Origin of the sequence: Microbacterium sp. (assembly GCF_044340635.1) — a bacterium.
In the GTDB taxonomy this organism is placed as follows: domain Bacteria; phylum Actinomycetota; class Actinomycetes; order Actinomycetales; family Microbacteriaceae; genus Microbacterium.
Genome location: NZ_JBIITF010000001.1, coordinates 266094 through 285198 on the forward strand (window position 1 = coordinate 266094; position 19105 = coordinate 285198).

Here is a 19105-nt window from a genome sequence, read left to right on the forward strand (position 1 = left end):
CGACGGCGCCTGTTCGCGGCATCCGCTGCTTCGATAAACGGAGCGGATGCTGCGAACAGGCGCTTCTGCGTGATCCACAGCCCGGGTGGGCCGAGCGGCGCTCCGGGGCGGCGGCGGTCATTCCTCCGCGTCGGGCAGGAGGAACCACACACTGGCCCCACCGAGGTGCGACTCGTCGATGCCGATCAACCCGCCGTGGGCCTCGACGATCCTGCGGCACGTCGCCAGACCCAGGCCGATGCCCGGCGTGGAGCGGTCTCCGCGTTCCATCGCGACAAACACCCGCTCACGATCCTCGACGGCCACCCCGGGCCCGTTGTCGTCCACCGTGACGCGCCATCCCGCCTGGACCCGCAGAGCCTGCACCTCGATGAAGGGTTCGCGGCCCGCCGCTGCCGTGAACTTCACGGCGTTCGCGATGAGGTTCTGCAGCAGCGCGCGGAGGAGCAGCTCGTCACCCCGCACCAGAACGGGCGCGTCGCAGACGATTCGCGCCCGTGCCGAGCGCAGGTCCGCATCGAGATCGTCGACCACCGCCCGGACGATGCCCTCCAGATCGACGTCGGGGCGGCTCGCGATCGCTCCCCCGGTCTTGGCGTAGTCGAGCAGCTCGCGGATCATCGCGTCCATGCGGGCGACGGCGGACTCGGCACGAGCGAGAGCGCGGACGGCATTCGGCGCATGGGCGAGTTCGGGATCGTCGGCGGCAACCTCGATGAAGCCCGAGACTGCGTTGAGCGGGTTGCGCAGGTCATGACTGACCTGCCCGGCGAAGTGCGAGAGCTCGGCGTTCGTCCGGCTGAGCAGGCGCGCGGCGCGTCGCAGCTCGAGCACCTCGACCACCTGATGCGCGAGCAACTCCAGGGCCTTACTGGCCGCGGGGGAGATCTCGCCGACCACGTCGTCGAACACGCACAGGGTGCCGATCGGCACGCCAGAGGGCGTCACGAGCGGGCTCGAGGCGTAAAAGCGCACGTTTGCGAGTTGCCCGGTGACGAACGGGTTCGCGACGAAGCGAGGATCGGCGCGAGCGTCGTGCACCACCACGTGCCCCGGGTTCTCGAAGACGATCGCGCACATCGAGTCGTCGCGCGAACACATCGCCGCCGCGACACCGACCGTCGCGACCTGATGCTGGTACCGGTCGTCGATGATGTTCACGACCGCCGTCGGAACACCACACAGCGTCGCGGCGACCTGAACGAGGCCTTCGAGGTCGGGCTCGGGCGGCTCGCCGATCACGGCATATCCCGCGATCGCGGCGCGGCGCGTCAACTCCTGTGGTGAAGCCATGCCAGCCCTTCCGTTCGAACGACCGGTCAGATCAGAATAACTCGCGCTCTTCGGATCGTCCGTAGTGACCGGCTAGCGCGTCCGCGGCGCCGACCAACGCGAGATGCGACAGCGCCTGCGGGGTATTGCCCGCGTGGCGCTGTCCCCCGACGTCGTACTCCTCCGCCAACAGCCCGACATCGTTCGCGAGGGCGCACAGGCGATCCATCAGATCGGCGGCGTCCGCGCCGCGACCGGAGGCGGCGTACTGCTGCACCAACCAGAACGAGCACGCCAGGAACGGATGCTCGTCGCCCTCGAGCCCGTCGACGCCGCTCTCCGTCCGATACCGCAACAGGAACCCATCCTGCAGGAGGGTGCGTTCCATCTCGGCGACGGTGGCGAGCATCCGGGGGTCGTCGGCAGCGCAGAATCCCACCTGCGGCAACAGCAGGAGCGAGGCATCCACCTCTGCGGTGCCGTAGTGCTGGACGAAGAAACCGCCATCGGGATCGACCCCCTGCTCCTCGATCTCCTGACGCATGCGGTCCCGCAGATGCTCCCAGTGCTCCGCCGGTCCATCGAGCCCCGCAGATCGCACGGCACGGACGCCTCGATCGAACGCCGCCCACATCATCACGCGCGAGTGGGTGAACATCCGCGGTTGCGCTCGAATCTCCCAGATCCCGTTGTCGAGTCGATCGATGTTCTCTTCGACGTAGGTGAGGAGCGTCCGCTGCAGCGGCCACGACTCGGCGGACTCGGGCAGACCGGCCCGTCGAGCGGCGTCGAGCGGCGTCGAGCGCCACCATGACTTCGCCGATGACATCCGCCTGAAACTGGTGCGCCGCGCCATTCCCGATCCGAACCGGTGCCGCGCCGCCATAGCCCGGCAGGCTGTCGAGTTCGCGTTCGTGCAGGTCGCGTTCGCCACCCAGGCCGTACATGATCTGCAACTCTGCGGGGTCACCGGCGATCGCACGCACCAGCCACGCCCGCCACCGCTCGACGACGCCCAGAAAGCCGTGTCCGATGAGCGCCTCGAGCGTCAGCGCGGCATCGCGCAGCCAGACGTAGCGGTAGTCCCAGTTGCGCGACCCGCCGAAGTCCTCGGGGGGGGGATGTCGTGGCCGCGGCGACGATGCCGCCCGTGTCGCGGTGGCTGAGCGCACGCAGCACCAGGAGTGACCGTACGACCTCGTCGTGGTGAGGCCCGTCGTGCTCGATGCGAGACGCCCACTGCGTCCACCACCGCGTCGTCTCGGCCAGTTCGCGGTCGACATCCAGTGCTTCCGGCTGCGCCTCGTACGAGGCGAACCACGACAGCGTCAGGTCGACGTGCTCGCCCTCGTGCACCGAGACCGTTCCGCGGTGGCTGCGCCCCGTCGGCCGCACACGTGCACCGCGAATAATGACGGCGTCGGGGCCCGCGACGGCCAGCAGGGCGGGGCTGTCGTCGTCGCCCGCCTGCCGCACCCAGGGTACGGCCCGCGCGTAGTCGAATCGCAGCGTGATCGATTGGGCGAACTCCATCGAGCCGCTCACCCCGACGATCCGGCGCACGAGGGATATCCCGGTGGACTCCTGGGGCATGAAGTCCCACACCTCTGCCACGGCGTCCGCGCTCTCCCAGCGGGTGATGAGCACGAAGGTATCGCCGTCGTAGCGCCGGGTTGCGGTAGCGCTCATGTCGAGCGGACGCAGGCTCCAGCATCCGTGCTGGTCGTCACCGAGAAGGGCGCCGAAGATCGATGGGGAGTCGTAGCGGGGCACGCACAGCCAGTCGATGCTGCCCTCCCGCGATACGAGCGCAGCGGTTCGGGTGTCACTGAGCATGGCGTAATCGGCGATGGGTGTCGTCATCGTCCTGATTGTGTCAGCCCGATCTGGGAGAGTCGTCGGCGGCTAGGGTGGGGCGCATGACGGTCGAGACAACGCTCCTGATCCTGGGCGCCTCGGGCGACCTCACCTCGCGCCTGCTGCTCCCCGCTCTCGGCCAGCTGCTGACCCGCGAGAACTGGCGGCGCGTGCACCTGCGCGGGGCCGGCATGGAGGACTGGAGCGACGACCACTGGCGTGATGTCGTACGCGCATCGTTCGCCGCCAGTGGGTCCGACGCGGCGAACGATGTCGTCACGTCGACGAGCTACCAGCAGGCCGACATCACCCGCAGCGACGATCTCCAGAAACTGGTGACGGGCACACCGGGGCGCCTCGCCCTCTACTTCGCCGTTCCTCCGGCGGTCGCGGCGCGAGCATGCCAGGCCCTCCGCGACGTCCCGCTCCCGGAGGGGACGATCCTTGCCCTGGAGAAGCCATTCGGCGTCGATGAGGCGAGCGCGCACGCCCTCAACGACGTCCTCACGGACCTCGTTCCCGAGAGCCAGGTGTTCCGCGTCGACCACTTCCTCGGCCGGTCCACCGTGCTCAACCTGCTGGGCACGCGATTCGCAAACCGGGTGCTCGAGCCCGTGTGGTCGGCCGAGAACGTCGAATCGGTCGTCATCCGGTACGACGAGTCCCTCGCCCTGGAGGGGCGCGCGGGCTACTACGATCGCGCCGGAGCCCTCACCGACATGATCCAGAGCCACCTCCTTCAGGTGCTCGCCTTCGTCGCGATGGAACCGCCCGCGACCCTGAACGAGGTCGACCTGCGCGACGCGACGGGCGCCGCCCTGCGCGCGACGTCGCTGTGGGCGGACGACCCGCGGCAGGCGTCTCGCCGCGCCATTTACACGGCGGGGACGATCGGTGACCGGGCCGTTCCGTCGTATGTCGACGAAGACGGCGTGGACCCCGCGCGGCACACCGAGACTCTCGCCGAGCTGACGTGCGAGGTGCGCAACGCGCGCTGGCAGGGCGTGCCCTTCACCCTCCGCTCGGGCAAAGCGCTCGCGGCGCGCGATGCCGAGATCATCCTGCGGTTCCGGCCCGTCCGGCACCTGCCGGCGGGGTTCTCCGGGGAGGCGCCCGGATCCGTCTTGCGATTCACGCTGGGTCCCGATCGGATGTCCCTGGAACTCAACGTCAACGGAGCCGACGATCCGTTCCGGCTCGAGAAGACGACGCTCACCGCCGAGCTCGGCGAGGGCGCGCTGAAGGCCTATGGCGAGGTGCTCTCGGGCATTCTCGATGGCGACGCGACCCTGTCGGTGCGCGGTGATGCCGCCGAGCAGTGCTGGCGCATCGTGCAGCCCGCGATCGACGCTTGGCGTGACGGCACTGTGCCCCTGGACGAATACGCGGCCGGGTCGACCGGCCCCGAGTCCTGGGCCAGCCTGGACTGAGCGTCAGCACGGGCAGCCCGGCTCGCTCCGCCCCGTCAGTCGACCTTCAGCACCGACAGCACGTTGCCGGCCGGGTCGCGGAACCACGCGATATCGGGCCCCTGCCCGCGCGAGATGCCCTTCGCGTCGGTGCCGTAATCCGGGTCGGTGTAGATCTTGGTGACCACACCGCGCGCGTTGAGGTCGTCGACCGCGGCCTCCACGTCATCCACGGGAAAGTTCAGGATCGTGAACGACGCGGGCTGATGCCCCTGCTTGCCGTAGATCAGGATGTGAGCGCCCGTGGGCAGGCGCAGATTGAGGAAGCCCATCGGATCGTCCTCGACGTCGAGGCCGAGGATCTCGCCGTAGAACTCCCGCGCCGAATCGATGTCGTCGACCGAGAATCCACTGAACGCCCGCTCACCACTGAACATGTGACATCCCCTCGCCGATGCGGTTATCCGGGCACCAGCGTGCTCCCGAAACGAGCGGATGTCTAGCCCCGCCGTTGACGGCCGCTCAGCGCTCGACGAGCACCCCGTCGCAATCGGCCCACACGTGCGCGCCGGGCGTAAACGTCACGCCCGCGATCTGCACGGGAACATCGACCTCGCCGGCGCCGTCTTTCGCGCTTTTGCGCGGGTTGGAGCCCAGCGCCTTCACCCCGAGGGCCATCTCGCCGATGGCCGCACGGTCGCGGATCGCGCCGAAAACGATGATGCCCGCCCAGCCGTTGCGCACGGCTGACGCGGCGATCTGATCACCGACGAGCGCCGACTCGAGCGATCCGCCGCCGTCGATCACGAGAACGGCACCCGCGCCGGGCGTCTGCAGAGTGGCCTTCACCAGCGCGTTGTCGCGATGACAGCGGACGGTGCGGACCGGGCCGTCGAATTCCGCGACACCCCCGACATCCTGAAACTGAACACAGAGCGAGTCGAGCGAGTCGCCCCGCTCGTCGTAGAGGTCGGCGGTGAGGGTGGGCATGATCCTCCATCGTCGTGGCGTGCACCTCAGCGTAGCGACCGATGCCTGTCAACCCGGCCCGCCGGGTGGGCTGGCCTGGTTACTCTGAGACATGCCCGCCCACATCCTCGGCATCGGCACTGCCGTCCCGACAACCGTCCTCACGCAATCCGCTGTGCGAGATCTGTTCCTCGCCCAGCCGCAGGTCGACAGATTGACCGCTCGTTTGATCGGCGCCGCGTTCGACCAGTCGGCGATCGACACGCGCCACACGGTGCTCGACGAGTTGGGTGAGGGATCGGCGGATGCATCGTCCTTCATCGTCGCGGAGAGCAAAGAAGTTCTCTCGCCAGCAACGGGGCTCCGAAACGACGTGTACCGACGCGAGGCCCCTCCGCTGTTCGCCGAGGCGGCGCGCGACGCCCTCGCCCGCGCCGGGGTCGAGGCATCCGCTGTCACCCACGTCGTGACCGCCTCGTGCACGGGCTTCTATGCACCGGGCCCGGATTATCGCCTGGTCCGAGACCTGGGCCTGCCCACGACGGTCGAGCGCGACCACCTCGGTTTTGTGGGGTGCGCGGCCGCCTTCCCGGCGCTCCGGCAGGCAGCCCGCATCTGCGCCGGCGAGCCGACCGCCGTGGTGCTCGTCGTGTGCGGCGAGATCTGCAGCATCCACCTGCGGGCGTCGTCGGACCCCGAGCAGATCGTCGCCTCGGCCGTGTTTGCGGACGGCGCGGCCGCGGCGGTCGTGACAGGCCAGGCGCGGACGGATGCCCCATCGCTCGAGCTGGGGGGCTTCGCGACGGCGTTGACCGAAGACGGCGAAGACGACATGCGGTGGATCATCGGCGACCACGGCTTCGAGATGACGCTGACCGCCGAGGTACCCCGGATCGTCGGCCGCGAGGTGCGCGAGGCCCTGGCGCCGGTGCTCGCCCGCGCGGGCCACATCGACCGGTGGCTGGTGCATCCCGGTGGCCGCAGCATCCTGGATCGATTCGAAGCCGCCCTCGAGCTGCCGGGCGATGCCCTTGACTCGTCTCGCGATGTGCTGCGCCGCTACGGCAACATGTCGTCCGCGACCGTGTTGTTCATCCTGGCGAGGATGCTCGAAGACCCGACGCTGAACGACGGCGCGCGTGCCGTGGGAGTCGCCTTCGGCCCCGGCCTCACCGTCGAATCCGCCCTGATCACCGCCCGGGTGCCCGCCGCGGCTCTACCCGAGGAGCTCGCCGCGCGGCACCCCGAACCGGTTGCCGCGGGATGACGCCCGCGGGACTCGCACGCCGCGACGACGATCTTCGCGAGCTCATGGACGACCCCGCCTGCGATCCCGAGCGCCTGCGGGCGACCCTCGAGCGGTTCGCGATCGTCAATCGCCTGGTCGCCGCGTGGGGCACGGTCTATCGCACCCGGATCCGCCCCGCGCTCATGTCGGGCGGCGGTCCCGTTCGGCTGCTCGACATCGGGTGCGGCGGAGGCGACGTGATCCGCGATCTCGTCGGGCGCGCGCGAGCCGACGGGTTCGATGTATCGGCGGTCGGCATCGATCCGGACGAGCGCAGCATTGCCGTCGCCCGGGCAGCGCGCCCGATACGTGGCATTGAATACCGGCGGATCGACAGCACGGACCTTGCCGCCACCGGCGAGCGCTTCGACGTCGTGCTGTCGAGCCATGTGCTGCATCATCTGACGCACACGGAACTACGGACGGTGCTCGACGATTCCGCTCGGCTCGCGACGCGGCTCGCCGTGCACTCCGACATCGCGCGGTCGAGCCTCGCCTATGCCGCGTACGCCGTCGGAATCACGCCCCTCGCACCGGGCTCTTTTCTGCGCACGGACGGGCTTCGCTCGATTCGCCGCAGCTGGACACCGGACGAGTTGTCCGCCCTCGTTCCCGCCGGGTGGCGAGTGGAGCAGCCCGCGCCTTTCCGCCTGCTCGCGGTGCATCGGGCCGGCGCGTGAGGACCTTGGTGTGACGGACGTCCTCATCGTCGGCGCGGGCCCCGTGGGAATGCTGCTCGCGGCCGAACTGGCGCGGCTCGGGGCCGAGGCATCCGTCGTCGAATCGCGCATAGCCGCGTCGCCGGGCACGCGCGCCGTCGGGCTGCACGCGCCCGCGCTGTCGGCCCTCGAAGCGTCGGGCGCGACCGACCGACTCCTGGCGGACGCACACCTGGTGCGGTCGGGAGTCGCACTTTCGGCGGGGCGGTTGCTCGGCACGGTGCGATTCGATCGACTGCGGTCGAGGCATCCGTACGTCGCGACACTCCCCCAGCACGCGACAGAGGCCGCGCTCTTGGCGACGTCCGCACGGTGGGGCGCGCCCGACATCCGCCGCGGAGTCACCGTCCAGGCGGTGCGCCCCGGGAATGCGGATGGTGCGGTGACCGTCGAGTCGGAGGGACCCGAAGGGCCCGCCGCCGAGCGTGTGGGCCTCGTTGTCATCGCCACCGGATGGCGCGGGCGGGCGATCAGCCCCCTGACCACGGCGGTGCGGGTGCGGGAGTACCCCGACCGCTACCTGATGACGGATGCTCGGGACACGAGCACCGACGGCAGCGCGGCCGTCGTGCGACTCGAGACCGACGGGGTGCTGGAGTCGTTTCCGCTGCCGGGCCGGATGCGGCGCTACGTCGCGTGGGTGCCGCCGGGCGGAGCCGAGGACGGGGTTGCGGCCGCCGATCGATTGCGTGGCATCGTCGCCCGGCGGATGCGCACGGATCACGGCGCGGATGCAATCACGGCGGCCACGGCTTTCGGGGTGCGTCGGGCCCTGATCCCCGCGATGCGCGCCGATCGGGTGTTCGCGATCGGCGACGCGGCGCACGAGGTGAGTCCGATCGGCGGGCAGGGCATGAATCTCGGCCTGATCGACGCGGCGACGCTGGCTCCCCTCCTCGCCCGCTGGGTGCAGACGGGCCGGGCGCCGGAGGATGAGCTGCGCGCGTGGGAGCGTCGCCGGCTGGTCTCGGCTCGGCGCGCCGGGCACCTCGCCGCACTGAACACCACCCTCGGGCGTCCGCTGTCTTCGCGTCGCGCACCCCTCGTCCGAGCCACGCTGCGCACCGCGCTTGCCGGTCGGCCGGGCACGCTCTTCGCGCACCTGTACACGATGGGCCGCGACACGGACGCGCGCTGACGGGGTCGTCGCTCCCTACGCCGCGAGCGTGCCGCCCGACAGCACGAGCTGCAACGCCAGGAGCAGGGCCGCACCCATGACGAGTCGGAACAGGACGCGTCCCGGAGCGCGGATCACGGCGAGCACGACGGTCGCGATCGCGGCGAGGAGCACCATCGCGGAGAACACCCACGACAGGACGCTGACTTTGTCGAGGTCGCCCCCGGCCGACCCCCACACGACCGCGACGGCGCCGGCGAGGATGCCTCCGGCCGCGAGGACGGCGGACCACCGTGCACCGATGCGATGCGGAAAGCCGCGCACACCGGTCTCGCGATCATCGTCCAGATCGGGCAACACGTTCGTCAGGTGCACCGCCGCACCGAGCACCGCGCCGGCCAGACTCGCCCACCACGCGGCGAGCGCGGGTTCGGCAGCGGACAGCGTCGCGACGGAGGGGAACAGGCCGAAGCTCACGAGGAACGGCACGATTGAGACCGCGGTGGACTTCAGCCCGGCGTTGTAGGCCCACGCCGATGCCAGCAGGATGCCGTGCGCCACGGCCGCCTCCCACCCCAGCCATCCGGTCAGTGCGAGCGCAACGACCAGTGTCGCGAGCGCTGCGATCCAAGCCGCGCGGAGCGAGACATCCCCGTGGGCGATCGGCTTGTCGGTCCGGCCGACCTGGCGGTCGCGGTCGCTGTCGATCGCGTCGTTCGAGAGGCCGATCGAGAGCTGGCCGCAGAACACCGCGACCACGAGAACGACGACCCGCCAGGCATCCAGGCCCGCCGCGATGCCCAACCCGAGCGAGAGGGCGGTGACGACGAGCGTCGGACCCGGGTGGGTCGAGCGCCAGAGGGCGAGGGCGGCGCGCATGCCCGCAACCCTATCCGGCGGCGCGGACCTCTCCCAGCGCGGCGAAACACCCCTGGCGCGACGAAACCACCCCCGACGCGGGGTGTGTGGTCGCGCCAGGGGTGTCTCGGCATCCGGAGTCGGCGTCCGGAGCCGGCGTCCGCGGCGAGCGGGACGGGCTAGTCGTCGAGGAGTTCGGCCTCGACGACGTCGTCATCGGGTGCGCCGGGCGTCGCGGATGCCGTCGGGCCCGCGCTCGTCAGCACCAACGCCGAACCGTCGGCCGCGACATCCACTCGCACCGTGTCGCCGTCGTGCACGCCACCCGCGAGGATCGCCATGGCGAGGCTGTCCTGGATCTCGGACTGGATGAGCCGGCGCAGCGGCCGGGCACCGAAAGCCGGGTCGTACCCCCGCTCGGCGAGCCAGGCGCGGGCGTCCGGAGTGACCGCGAGCGTGAGCCGACGATCCCGCAGGCGCCGCTGAAGCGCATCGACCGAGAGCTCGACGATTTGCGCCAGGTCGTCCTGGGTGAGCGCCTGGAAGATCACGATGTCGTCGAGCCGGTTGATGAACTCGGGCTTGAACGCCTGACGCACGAGTCCCTGCACGGCCTCGCGCTTCTGCTCGATCGACAGCGTGGGGTCGATCAGAATCGGCGAGCCGAGGTTCGACGTCAGGATGAGGATCACGTTCTTAAAGTCGACCGTGCGACCCTGGCCATCCGTCAACCGACCGTCGTCCATGACCTGCAGCAGCACGTCGAAGACCTCCGGATGCGCCTTCTCGACCTCATCGAGCAGCACGACGCTGTAGGGGCGCCGACGAACGGCCTCGGTCAGCTGGCCGCCCTGCTCGTAGCCGATGTAGCCCGGAGGGGCACCGACCAAGCGGGAAACGGAGTGCTTCTCGCCGTACTCCGACATGTCGATGCGCACCATGGCGTGCTCGTCGTCGAAGAGGAACGCGGCGAGCGCCTTCGCGAGCTCGGTCTTGCCCACACCGGTCGGGCCGAGAAACAGGAAGGATCCCGTCGGCCGATTCGGGTCACTGATGCCCGCGCGCGAACGGCGAACCGCGTCGGACACGGCCTTGACCGCATCCTTCTGCCCGATCAGCCGCTTGCCGAGCTCGGACTCGAGGTGCAGAAGCTTCTCGGTCTCGCCCTGCAGCAGGCGCCCGACCGGGATGCCCGTCCATGCGGCGATGACCGCGGCGATGTCTTCGTCGGTCACCTGGTCGCCCACCATGCGCTCCTCGGTCGACTCGGCACGCTCCGCCTCCATGACCTCGCGCTCGAGCGCGGGGATGTCGGCGTACAGCAGCCGCGACGCGCGCTCGAGGTTGCCCTCGCGCTGAGCACGCTCGGCCTCGACGCGCGCGGCGTCGAGGCGCGTCTTCAGGTCGCCGACGCGGTTGAGAGTCGCGCGCTCGCGCTCCCACCGCCCCTGCAGCTCGCCGAGGCGCTCCTGCTGCGAGGCCAGATCGGTGCGGAGCTTGCCGAGACGCTCTTTGGATGCCTCGTCCTTCTCCTTCTTCAGCGCCATCTCTTCGAGCTTCAGTCGATCGACGTGCCGGCGCAGCTCATCGATCTCGAGCGGCGCCGAATCGATCTCCATGCGCAGGCGCGAGGCGGCCTCGTCGATCAGGTCGATCGCCTTGTCCGGCAACTGCCTGCTCGGGATGTACCGGTTCGACAGGCTCGCGGCGGCGACGAGCGCCGCATCCGCGATCGCGACCTTGTGGTGCGCCTCGTAGCGCTCCTTGAGTCCGCGCAGGATCGCGATCGTGTCTTCGACCGTCGGCTCGCCGACGTAGACCTGCTGGAAGCGACGCTCGAGGGCGGCATCCTTCTCGATGAACTCGCGGTACTCGTTGAGGGTGGTCGCGCCGATCATGCGCAGCTCCCCGCGCGCGAGCATCGGCTTGAGCATGTTGGATGCGGCGACCGAGCCCTCTCCCCCGCCCGCGCCCATGAGCACGTGCAGTTCGTCGATGAACGTGATGATGCGACCATCCGACTCGGTGATCTCTTTCAGGACGCTCTTCAGCCGCTCCTCGAACTGACCGCGATACATCGCGCCGGCGACGAGGGCCGAAATGTCGAGACTGACGAGCTCTTTGTCGCGGAGCGAGTCGGCGACGTCGCCCGCAACGATGCGCTGAGCGAGGCCCTCGACCACGGCGGTCTTGCCGACGCCGGGCTCCCCGATCAGGACGGGGTTGTTCTTGGTGCGGCGCGTGAGCACCTGGCTGACCCGCCGGATCTCGGCGTCTCGCCCGATGACGGGGTCGAGCTTGCCCTGGCGGGCACGGTCGGTGAGGTTGATCCCGAACTGTTCGAGGGGGCTCTGCTGCTCCTCCTGCCCGGGCTGTTGTGTGGCGTTCATGTTGTCTCCTAAATCCTGTGGCTCTGAAACTTGAGCCTTATGGACTCAAGTTTATCAGAGCCCACGCCCCACAACAATGCCCCTCTCCCCCGCTCAAGGGTGCCCGTTCTCCCCCGCGAGAGTGGGTTATGGGCGCGAGAGTGGGTCAGGCGGCGGAGCCGGCAAGCTCGGGCTCTCGCACGTCCTCGACCGCGCAGCAGAACGTCGCGCGGTAGGCGGTGGGGGTGGTGCCGAGCACCCGCGCGAAGTTCTGTCGCAGGACCGCGGCCGAACCGAAGCCGCATTCGTAGGCGATGCGGTCGAGCCCCAGGTCGGTCTTCTCGAGCAGGCGCTGCGCGTGGATGATCCTCTGCCGCGCAAGCCATGCCGCGGGTGTCGTGCCGAGATCGGCCTTGAATCGCCGAGCGAACGTCCGGGGCGACATGTGCGCGCGCGCCGCGAGGTCCTCGACCGACAGATCCTGCCGCAGGTTCTCGAGCATCCAGTCGGTCACGGGCGACAGCGACAGGGACGCCGCCTCGGGAAGCGGCCTCGCGATGAACTGGGCTTGTCCCCCGTCGCGCTGGGGCGGCACGACCATGCGTCGGGCGATGATGTTGGCCGCCTCGGCGCCCAACTCCGTGCGTAGGAGGTGCAGGCAGGCATCCAGTCCCGCCGCCGTGCCGGCGCTCGTGATGATGCGGCGATCCTGGACGTAGAGCACGTCGGGATCGACGTCGATCCCCGGGTACATCGATGCCATCGTCGCGGCGTAGCGCCAGTGGGTCGTCGCGCGCCCGCCGTCGAGCACGCCGGCTGCGGCCAGGACGAAGGAGCCGCTGCACACGCTCAGGAGCCAGGATCCGCGCTCCGCCGCGTGACGGACGACGTCGAGGACCCGCGGGTCGACCGCGCCCCACGTCTCGCGGGGTATCGGGCACACCACGACGAGATCGGCCTCGTACGCGAACGGCAGGTCCGCATCGACGTTGATCGAGAAGCCGATGCTGGACGCGACGGCGCCCGGATCGGGCGTGACGACGCGGAAATCGAAGTTCGGCACGCCATCGTCCGAGCGGTCGAGACCGAACGCCTCGCAGGCGACACCGAATTCGAACGGAGCGAATCCGTCCTGGACGATCACGGCGACTGTCTTCATGGGATCTCCCCTCACGGAACCGAGTGGCAGGATTCGTACGATACACGTCCATTCTGCCACTGGAGGCGGGATGGCGACATCCGTAGCTTTTCTGCCATGACCATCCTCCTCCTTTTCGCCGCCCTGTCCACCCTCGGCATCGCCGGGACGATCCGCGCCGTCCACCGCGACGGCTACCGCGCCGCACCGACTCGCAGTGAGCGGGTCCCCTGACCCCGGCCGCGACGGCGGAGCGCTCAGCAGGTTGTCTGCGCCGCGTACGCGTCGGTGATGCGCGCCACGTGCAAGACGGGATCGAACTCGCGTGCCGCTTCGCCGGCGCGAGCGGATGCCTCGATCACCGGCCGGGGATCGCGCACGAGGGATACCAGGAGCTGCGACATGGCCCGGACATCGGGACCGGATGCCCGGATGCCCGAGAGCTCCGTGCCCTCGGTGAGCGCGGGGTCGACATAGAAGATCCCGCGACGGGCCTCGAGCGCCTCCACGATCGTGACCGGCTGATTGTCGAAGCCGAACGATGTGAGGGCGATGAGATGAGCGGCGCGCATCCTCTCCTGCACCCCCTCCCGCGGCAGACGCCCGAGGAATCGCACGGGGGCGCGGCCGGAGCGCTGCTCCGCAACGGCGCGCAGCGGTCCCTCGCCCACGATCTCGACCTCGAAGCTGCCGCGATTCACCACAGCGGCGGTCTGAACGACGGCATCGATCCACTCGATCAGACGCTTCTCGGGAACGAGGCGGCCGACCCAGAGGATGCGCAGTGGCGGGCCGGCCTCGGTCAGCGGCTCGCCCGCGGGTCCGGGCGCAACGGCGTTCGGCACGACCCGCACGGTCCGAACCCCCGCGGCGTGAAGCCGCTCGCCCTGATGTGCGGAGGGAGAGACCACGACGTCCACCCGCAGGGCGAGTGACAGGGTCAGGTTGCGCAACGCGGAATCGACGGGCGCCGGCGCGAGCTCCACACGCGTCGTGGGAAATCCGCGCAACCAGCGCCCGAAGACGCCGACGGCGACGCCCACGGGCCGCCCCAGCCCCTGGGGCATATCCGCGCGCCAGAAGAACGTGTGCACGGTCTGAACAGTGCGGATGCTCCGGGCCCGCGCAACCGAGACGGCGGCGGCCGAGAGCCCGAACTCGGAGTGGACGTGCACGACGTCGATGGCGCGTTCCGCGAATTCATCCGCCAACCGGTCGCGCAGGCGCTGCGTGTTGCGGATCACCGGGAGCTGCACCCCCGGCAGCGTCACCAGGGCACGCACGGCGATCACGTCGCCGCCCTCGTCCTGCCAGCGGCGCAGGGCTCCCCCGCGCGCACGACGCGAGGCAGGGGCGACGACGACGACCTCGTGACCGCGGTCGCGCAAGAGGCGTGCCTCATCCAGGAACGCGCTCTGCGCACCGCCGAGGTAATCGAGCGAGTAGTCGCACACCAACGCCACGCGGCGTGCTGCAACGCTCACCGGGTCGCCTCAGTCCTCGACCGGCTGGCCCCGGTACAGCGCCTCGAACGTGCGCAGTGTCCGGTCGATGTCGTGGATGCGCACGCCCTCGAGCGAGGCCTCCTGCATCCGGCGCCGCTCCTCGGGCGCGGCCGTCAGCACCGTCGTGAGCTTCGCGGCCAGGTCGGCGGACGAGGTCGGGTCGAAGAGGTACCCATTCTCCCCGTCGTGCACGAGGTGCGGCAGCGCCATCGCGTCAGCCGCGACGACGGGCAGACCCGAGGCCATGGCCTCCATCGTGGCGATCGACTGCAGCTCGGCAACCGAGGGCATCGCGAAGACACTCGCGCGGGAGTACAGCGTCCGCAGATCCTCTTCTTCGACGCGACCGTGGAACGTCACACGTTCGGCGAGTCCGAGCCGTTCGGCGAGCTGCTCGAGGTGCTTGCGCTGGTCGCCGCCGCCGACGATATCGACCTGCACATCGAGCGTGGGATCGAGGGTGACGATCGCCTCGAGTAACAGGTCGATCTGCTTCTCACGCGTCAACCTGCCGACGAACAGCACCCGGTTGCGGTCGCGCGGCGTGAGGTCGGGCCGATAGTTCGACGCGGCGATGCCGCAACTGATCGGCACGACTCCCGTGATGTCGATCGCGGCCTCGAGGAAGTTGGCCGCGTTGCGAGTGGGCGTCGTCACCGCGGACGTCATCTGGAACGTGCGATTGGCGTCCGCCCAGGCCCACTTCACCAGCAGAGCATCCATCCACGCCGGCAGGGTCGTGTGGTCGAGGATGTTCTCGGGCATGACGTGGTTCGTCGCGACGACCGGGATGCCCCGCTTGACCGCTTCGCGCGTCAGTCCCCGCCCGATCACGATGTGGGACTGGATGTGGACGACGTCCGGCTTCACGGCGTCGAGCACCTGCCGGGCGTAGTGCTTGGTACGCCACGGCCAGACGAAACGCAGCCAGTCGTGCGGGGGCCAACGCACCGAGGGCAGACGATGCACCGTCATCGGCTCACCCTCGATGATCTCGATTCCGGGAGCCTTGCGGCGATACGCCTGATTCGGCGCCACCACGTGCACGTCGTGACCGCGCTGCACGAGACCCGCGGCGAGCCGCTCGCTGAACCGGGCCGCCCCGTTGACGTCGGGGAAGAAGGTGTCGCAGCCCATCACGATCGTCAGCGGGCGTGCGGTAGCGTTCGCATCCCCGGCGGGCGCCGCTGAGGCTGACTCGCGAGGGACGCCGTGGGTCTCGGGGGAGCTCACGGGATGCTGGGTGCCAATCTGTGCGGCGGAACGGGGTCGCACGGTCGGGTGCTGCGCGCGGCCCACTCTACCCGAGCGCCCTCTGAGCGCCCGGGCCACGCGCCGGGCCGAAGATCGTGCGGATGCCCAGGCATCCGCCCTACTGTGGGTGGCATGGCGAGACTGCAGGCCGATGCCGATCCGAACCGCTGGGTGGCGGTGACGGGATCCCTCGGCTGGCGGGGGCGACGCCACCGCAAGGCCGCGATCGGAATGCTGTTGTCGCAGGCGAACCGGGCCATGGGTGCCGTGGAGCGCCCGTCCTCCGGCTTCGCCGCGTGGGCCATGAGCCAGGCCGCTCCCCTCTTGATACGCCGCGCCGAAGGCCGTGTGCTCGTCTGGGTGTGGAAGTCCGATCCCGAACTCATCGTCATGCTGGCGCAGGTGCAGGAGGCGACGGCGCAATTGCGCACGGCCCGCGCCATGATGCCGATGGAGTACGACGACACCGAATCGTTCCGAGGCACCTACCTGGGTATCGGCGAGCGCCTGGTGATGGACCTTCCCCCCGACGAGCGCACCCCGCCGTTCGCGACGTACACGTGGGACACCGGGACCCACTTCGTGACAGTCAACGCCGTGTGCAGCGACCGCACGCGGTTCGGAACGGTGCTGCCCGCGATCGACGAGGTGGCTCGAAGCATCCGACTCGTCGACGACATGACAGTCGGCGAGGGCGCGCAGACGCTCCGGATCGATCCCGCCTGATCCCGCGCGGTCCGGCGCCGGCGTTCTTCTTCGGGCGAATCGAGGCGGAGCCGGCCCCACCCCCTCGAACCGATGGCACCCTGAGAACATGGCGATCATGCCGATGTTTCCACTCGAGTCGGTGCTCATGCCGGGCATGCCGCTTCCCCTGCGCATCTTCGAGCCACGCTATCTGGCGATGTTCGCCGACATCATGACCGGGGACGCGGAGTTCGGCGTGGTGCTCATCGAGCGCGGAACCGAGGTCGGCGGGGGCGACCAGCGCTTCCCCATCGGGACGGTCGCGCACGTGCGGGCGTACTACGCGTTGGAGGGTTCGACGATGGCCGTCGCCGGCGGCGGCCGCCGAATCGAGGTCGTCCGCTGGCTGGATCATGACACGTACCCGCTGGCGGAGGTGCGGGATCTGCCCGCGCTGGAGTGGACGCCGGACCTCGCCGAGAGACGCGCGCAGACCGAGCGCTGCGTCCGGAGACTGCTCGCGACGGCCTCCGAATACATCGATGTGCCCTGGTCCCTCGATGAGGAGCTAGCCGACGATCCCGTGACCGCGGCCTGGCAGCTTGCGGGGATGGCCCCGATCCAGACGATCGACCGGTACGCGCTGCTCGGATCGACGTCGCTGACCCAGCTGTTCGACCGGATCGAGGAGGTCTGTGCTGAGGCAGAGGAACTGATCCGCATGACCGCGTCGCCGCTCGAACTCGACGATTGAGGATCCGCCGACCGCACGCTCCCTGACGGCATGATGGGCTCATGAGCGCTGCCGATTCTTCAGACGGACCCCGCTGGACCCCCGCCGCCCTCGTGCAAGAGCCGGGCTCAGGCGGGTCGATCCGCACGTTCTCGCACTCCCCGCGCCGCACTTTCGACGCTCACGACGACGGATCGCGACCCGCTCGGCATCCTGTCGGAGCAGAACGAACCCCGCGTTCCCGAACTCGTGCCCATTCGACGGGAACGGATGGCGGCGAGCCCCTTCGCCTTCTACCGGGGCGCGGCAGCGGTGATGGCGGCGGACCTCGCGCGCGACCCGCACTCGGGGATCCTGGTCGGCTCCTCGGGTGACGCGCACGTGGCGAACTTCGGCTTCTACGCGAGCCCCCTCCGCACTCTCGTCTTCGACCTGAACGACTTCGACGAGGCCGCGTGGGCACCCTGGGAGTGGGACGTCAAGCGGCTGGTCGCGAGCATCATCATCGCGGGGCAGGACACGGGCCGCGATGAAGCGGTCGTGCGGGCGACCGCTCTCGCGACCGTGAAAAGGTACGCCAAGTCCCTCTCGTCCGGGCGCCGTCACAGCCCCCTGCACCGCTACTACGAGCACTTCGATGCGCAGGCGGGACTCGAGGCCATGGACTCGACGTCGGCCAATTCATTGCGCGCCGCCATCCGGGACGCACAGAAACGCACCTCCGAGCGCGCCGCCCGGCGCCTGACCGAGGTGATCGACGGGCGGGTGACGTTCGTCGAGCGGGCCCCGACGATGACGCACGTCTCGGACGAGATCGAAGAGGGTCTGCACCGGTTCATCGCCGACTACCTCGCCTCCGCGAACGTCGATGTGCGGATGGTCGTGCAGCAGTACGTGGCATCCGACATGGCCCGCCGCGTCGTGGGTGTCGGCAGCGTCGGCACGCGGTGCTACCTGACCGCGTTCCAGGACGGCGACGGCAACGTGCTGCTCCTGCAGGCGAAGCAGGCGGGGCGGAGCGTCCTGGCCCAGTACGGCGGCATCCACCAGCCGACGAGCCTGACGCAGCACGTCGACCTGAACGGCGAGGGCGCACGCGTCGTAGCCATGCAACGCATCCTGCAGGCCGTGTCCGACCCGTTCCTCGGGCATCTGCGGGCGAACGGCGACGACTATTACGTGCGCCAGTTCCACGACATGAAGGGCGGTATCGACATCGAGACACTCGAGGATCGACCGTTCCGTCGCTACGCGCAGGCCTGCGCGATCGTGCTCGCCCGGGCACACGGCCAGTCGCCCGCCGCGCCCGAGGTCGCCGGGTACATCGGCGGAGGCCGGGCCGTCGCCGAGGCGATCGTCGACTGGTCCTACGCCTACGCGGAACTATCCCGCCAGGACCACGCCGCCTTCGCCGCCCAGTCCTGACCCCCGTACAGCGCGCGAAACTTCAGCTATGTCCGAAGAAGCACGGCAAAACGTGACATAGCTGAAGTTTCGCGCCAGTCAGTCTTCGGGGCGCCAGAGCACGATGTCGGTCGCGCGCCGGACGCGCTTGCCGTGGCGGAGCGTGATGACGGCGCCCGCCGTGCCCGCCGCGAACACGCGCGCGCCGGGCCGATTCTGCACCTCGGCCCGAACGCGCGACTCGAGCTCGCGCACCTGACGCCGAAGCGTCCGTACGTCTTCTTCGAGCTCGAGGATGCGCGCTATCGCCGGAAGACTCATGCCCTCCGACGACAGCCGCGCGACCTCTCGGAGCTGCTCGACGTGGCGCGTCGAATACCGCCGCGAACCGCCCTGCGTGCGGGCGGGGACGACGAGGCCCAGGCGGTCGTACTGCCGCAGGGTCTGAGGATGCATCGCCGAGAGCTCGGCCGCGACCGCGATCGCGAAGATCGGGGCATCCTCGTCGATCTCTTCGCCGCGCATC

16 protein-coding genes and 1 pseudogene are annotated in these 19105 nt (G+C 69.7%); 7 read left to right on the top strand and 10 right to left on the bottom strand.

Features of this window, described 5'->3' with window-relative positions:
* Positions 1-117 precede the first annotated feature (117 nt).
* Both ACIQ0W_RS01275 and ACIQ0W_RS01280 read right to left on the bottom strand, forming a co-directional pair.
* Positions 118-1293: a GAF domain-containing sensor histidine kinase gene (locus ACIQ0W_RS01275; RefSeq protein ID WP_304688766.1), complete on the bottom strand. Its 1176-nt coding sequence runs from the start codon at positions 1291-1293 to the stop codon at positions 118-120.
* Positions 1294-1324: 31 nt separating this feature from the next.
* Positions 1325-3135: pseudogene (locus ACIQ0W_RS01280) on the bottom strand (glycoside hydrolase family 15 protein).
* Between the two features lie 56 nt (positions 3136-3191).
* Here ACIQ0W_RS01280 and ACIQ0W_RS01285 point away from each other — a divergent pair.
* On the top strand, positions 3192-4559 hold the full coding sequence (locus ACIQ0W_RS01285; protein ID WP_304688768.1) for a glucose-6-phosphate dehydrogenase: 1368 nt from the start codon (positions 3192-3194) through the stop codon (positions 4557-4559).
* Between the two features lie 35 nt (positions 4560-4594).
* Here the strand turns inward: ACIQ0W_RS01285 and ACIQ0W_RS01290 are convergent, their stop codons facing one another.
* Together ACIQ0W_RS01290 and rraA are read right to left on the bottom strand one after the other, a co-directional pair.
* Positions 4595-4975 (bottom strand): VOC family protein, encoded by a 381-nt coding sequence (locus ACIQ0W_RS01290; protein WP_304688770.1) that lies wholly within the window; start codon positions 4973-4975, stop codon positions 4595-4597.
* 85 nt (positions 4976-5060) lie between these two features.
* Positions 5061-5528, bottom strand: coding sequence for a ribonuclease E activity regulator RraA (gene rraA / locus ACIQ0W_RS01295; RefSeq protein ID WP_304688772.1), 468 nt, complete (start codon positions 5526-5528; stop codon positions 5061-5063).
* Between the two features lie 91 nt (positions 5529-5619).
* On the opposite strand from rraA, the gene ACIQ0W_RS01300 reads away from it, so the two are divergent.
* Genes ACIQ0W_RS01300 through ACIQ0W_RS01310 form a run of 3 tightly spaced genes read left to right on the top strand, consistent with a single transcriptional unit; the run spans position 5620 to position 8652 of the window.
* Complete coding sequence (locus tag ACIQ0W_RS01300) at positions 5620-6774, top strand: type III polyketide synthase (RefSeq protein ID WP_304688774.1); 1155 nt, start codon at positions 5620-5622, stop codon at positions 6772-6774.
* Positions 6771-7475, top strand: a complete 705-nt coding sequence (locus tag ACIQ0W_RS01305; protein ID WP_304688776.1) for a methyltransferase domain-containing protein — start codon at positions 6771-6773, stop codon at positions 7473-7475. Before ACIQ0W_RS01300 ends, ACIQ0W_RS01305 begins: the two co-directional genes overlap by 4 nt.
* Positions 7476-7485: 10 nt before the next feature.
* Complete coding sequence (locus ACIQ0W_RS01310; protein ID WP_304688778.1) at positions 7486-8652, top strand: NAD(P)/FAD-dependent oxidoreductase; 1167 nt, start codon at positions 7486-7488, stop codon at positions 8650-8652.
* Between the two features lie 15 nt (positions 8653-8667).
* Here ACIQ0W_RS01310 and ACIQ0W_RS01315 read toward each other — a convergent pair whose 3' ends face one another.
* The 5 genes from ACIQ0W_RS01315 to ACIQ0W_RS01335 form a co-directional block, all read right to left on the bottom strand.
* The gene (locus tag ACIQ0W_RS01315) at positions 8668-9510 is read right to left on the bottom strand and encodes a UbiA family prenyltransferase (RefSeq protein WP_304688780.1); all 843 of its coding nucleotides are present in this window, start codon (positions 9508-9510) and stop codon (positions 8668-8670) included.
* Positions 9511-9668: 158 nt separating this feature from the next.
* Positions 9669-11879: an ATP-dependent Clp protease ATP-binding subunit gene (locus ACIQ0W_RS01320; RefSeq protein WP_304688782.1), complete on the bottom strand. Its 2211-nt coding sequence runs from the start codon at positions 11877-11879 to the stop codon at positions 9669-9671.
* Between the two features lie 145 nt (positions 11880-12024).
* Positions 12025-13017: a GlxA family transcriptional regulator gene (locus ACIQ0W_RS01325; RefSeq protein ID WP_304688784.1), complete on the bottom strand. Its 993-nt coding sequence runs from the start codon at positions 13015-13017 to the stop codon at positions 12025-12027.
* 236 nt (positions 13018-13253) lie between these two features.
* Positions 13254-14480 carry a glycosyltransferase family 4 protein gene (locus tag ACIQ0W_RS01330; RefSeq protein ID WP_304688786.1) on the bottom strand — a complete coding sequence of 409 codons (1227 nt, stop codon included), beginning with the start codon at positions 14478-14480 and terminating at the stop codon, positions 13254-13256.
* Positions 14481-14489: 9 nt separating this feature from the next.
* Entirely contained in the window at positions 14490-15638 is a 1149-nt protein-coding gene (locus tag ACIQ0W_RS01335; protein WP_304688798.1) for a glycosyltransferase, read from the bottom strand.
* 249 nt (positions 15639-15887) lie between these two features.
* On the opposite strand from ACIQ0W_RS01335, the gene ACIQ0W_RS01340 reads away from it, so the two are divergent.
* The 3 genes from ACIQ0W_RS01340 to ACIQ0W_RS01350 all read left to right on the top strand — a co-directional run bounded on the left by ACIQ0W_RS01340 (position 15888) and on the right by ACIQ0W_RS01350 (position 18600).
* Positions 15888-16481 carry a hypothetical protein gene (locus ACIQ0W_RS01340; protein WP_396641085.1) on the top strand — a complete coding sequence of 198 codons (594 nt, stop codon included), beginning with the start codon at positions 15888-15890 and terminating at the stop codon, positions 16479-16481.
* A 97-nt stretch (positions 16482-16578) separates the two neighbouring features.
* Positions 16579-17196 carry an LON peptidase substrate-binding domain-containing protein gene (locus tag ACIQ0W_RS01345; RefSeq protein WP_396641086.1) on the top strand — a complete coding sequence of 206 codons (618 nt, stop codon included), beginning with the start codon at positions 16579-16581 and terminating at the stop codon, positions 17194-17196.
* Between the two features lie 192 nt (positions 17197-17388).
* Positions 17389-18600 carry a DUF2252 domain-containing protein gene (locus ACIQ0W_RS01350; protein ID WP_396641157.1) on the top strand — a complete coding sequence of 404 codons (1212 nt, stop codon included), beginning with the start codon at positions 17389-17391 and terminating at the stop codon, positions 18598-18600.
* A gap of 78 nt (positions 18601-18678) precedes the next feature.
* Here the strand turns inward: ACIQ0W_RS01350 and ACIQ0W_RS01355 are convergent, their stop codons facing one another.
* Entirely contained in the window at positions 18679-19104 is a 426-nt protein-coding gene (locus ACIQ0W_RS01355; RefSeq protein WP_396641158.1) for a heat shock protein transcriptional repressor HspR, read from the bottom strand.
* Between the last annotated feature and the right edge of the window lies 1 nt (position 19105).

Coding starts and splice junctions, on each gene's coding strand:
- ACIQ0W_RS01275 (WP_304688766.1), bottom strand. CDS start 1,293: ATGGCTTCACCACAGGAGTTGACGCGCCGCGCCGCGATCGCGGGATAT.
- ACIQ0W_RS01285 (WP_304688768.1), top strand. CDS start 3,192: ATGACGGTCGAGACAACGCTCCTGATCCTGGGCGCCTCGGGCGACCTC.
- ACIQ0W_RS01290 (WP_304688770.1), bottom strand. CDS start 4,975: ATGTTCAGTGGTGAGCGGGCGTTCAGTGGATTCTCGGTCGACGACATC.
- rraA (WP_304688772.1), bottom strand. CDS start 5,528: ATGCCCACCCTCACCGCCGACCTCTACGACGAGCGGGGCGACTCGCTC.
- ACIQ0W_RS01300 (WP_304688774.1), top strand. CDS start 5,620: ATGCCCGCCCACATCCTCGGCATCGGCACTGCCGTCCCGACAACCGTC.
- ACIQ0W_RS01305 (WP_304688776.1), top strand. CDS start 6,771: ATGACGCCCGCGGGACTCGCACGCCGCGACGACGATCTTCGCGAGCTC.
- ACIQ0W_RS01315 (WP_304688780.1), bottom strand. CDS start 9,510: ATGCGCGCCGCCCTCGCCCTCTGGCGCTCGACCCACCCGGGTCCGACG.
- ACIQ0W_RS01320 (WP_304688782.1), bottom strand. CDS start 11,879: ATGAACGCCACACAACAGCCCGGGCAGGAGGAGCAGCAGAGCCCCCTC.
- ACIQ0W_RS01325 (WP_304688784.1), bottom strand. CDS start 13,017: ATGAAGACAGTCGCCGTGATCGTCCAGGACGGATTCGCTCCGTTCGAA.
- ACIQ0W_RS01335 (WP_304688798.1), bottom strand. CDS start 15,638: ATGGGCTGCGACACCTTCTTCCCCGACGTCAACGGGGCGGCCCGGTTC.
- ACIQ0W_RS01340 (WP_396641085.1), top strand. CDS start 15,888: ATGGCGAGACTGCAGGCCGATGCCGATCCGAACCGCTGGGTGGCGGTG.
- ACIQ0W_RS01345 (WP_396641086.1), top strand. CDS start 16,579: ATGCCGATGTTTCCACTCGAGTCGGTGCTCATGCCGGGCATGCCGCTT.
- ACIQ0W_RS01355 (WP_396641158.1), bottom strand. CDS start 19,104: ATGCGCGGCGAAGAGATCGACGAGGATGCCCCGATCTTCGCGATCGCG.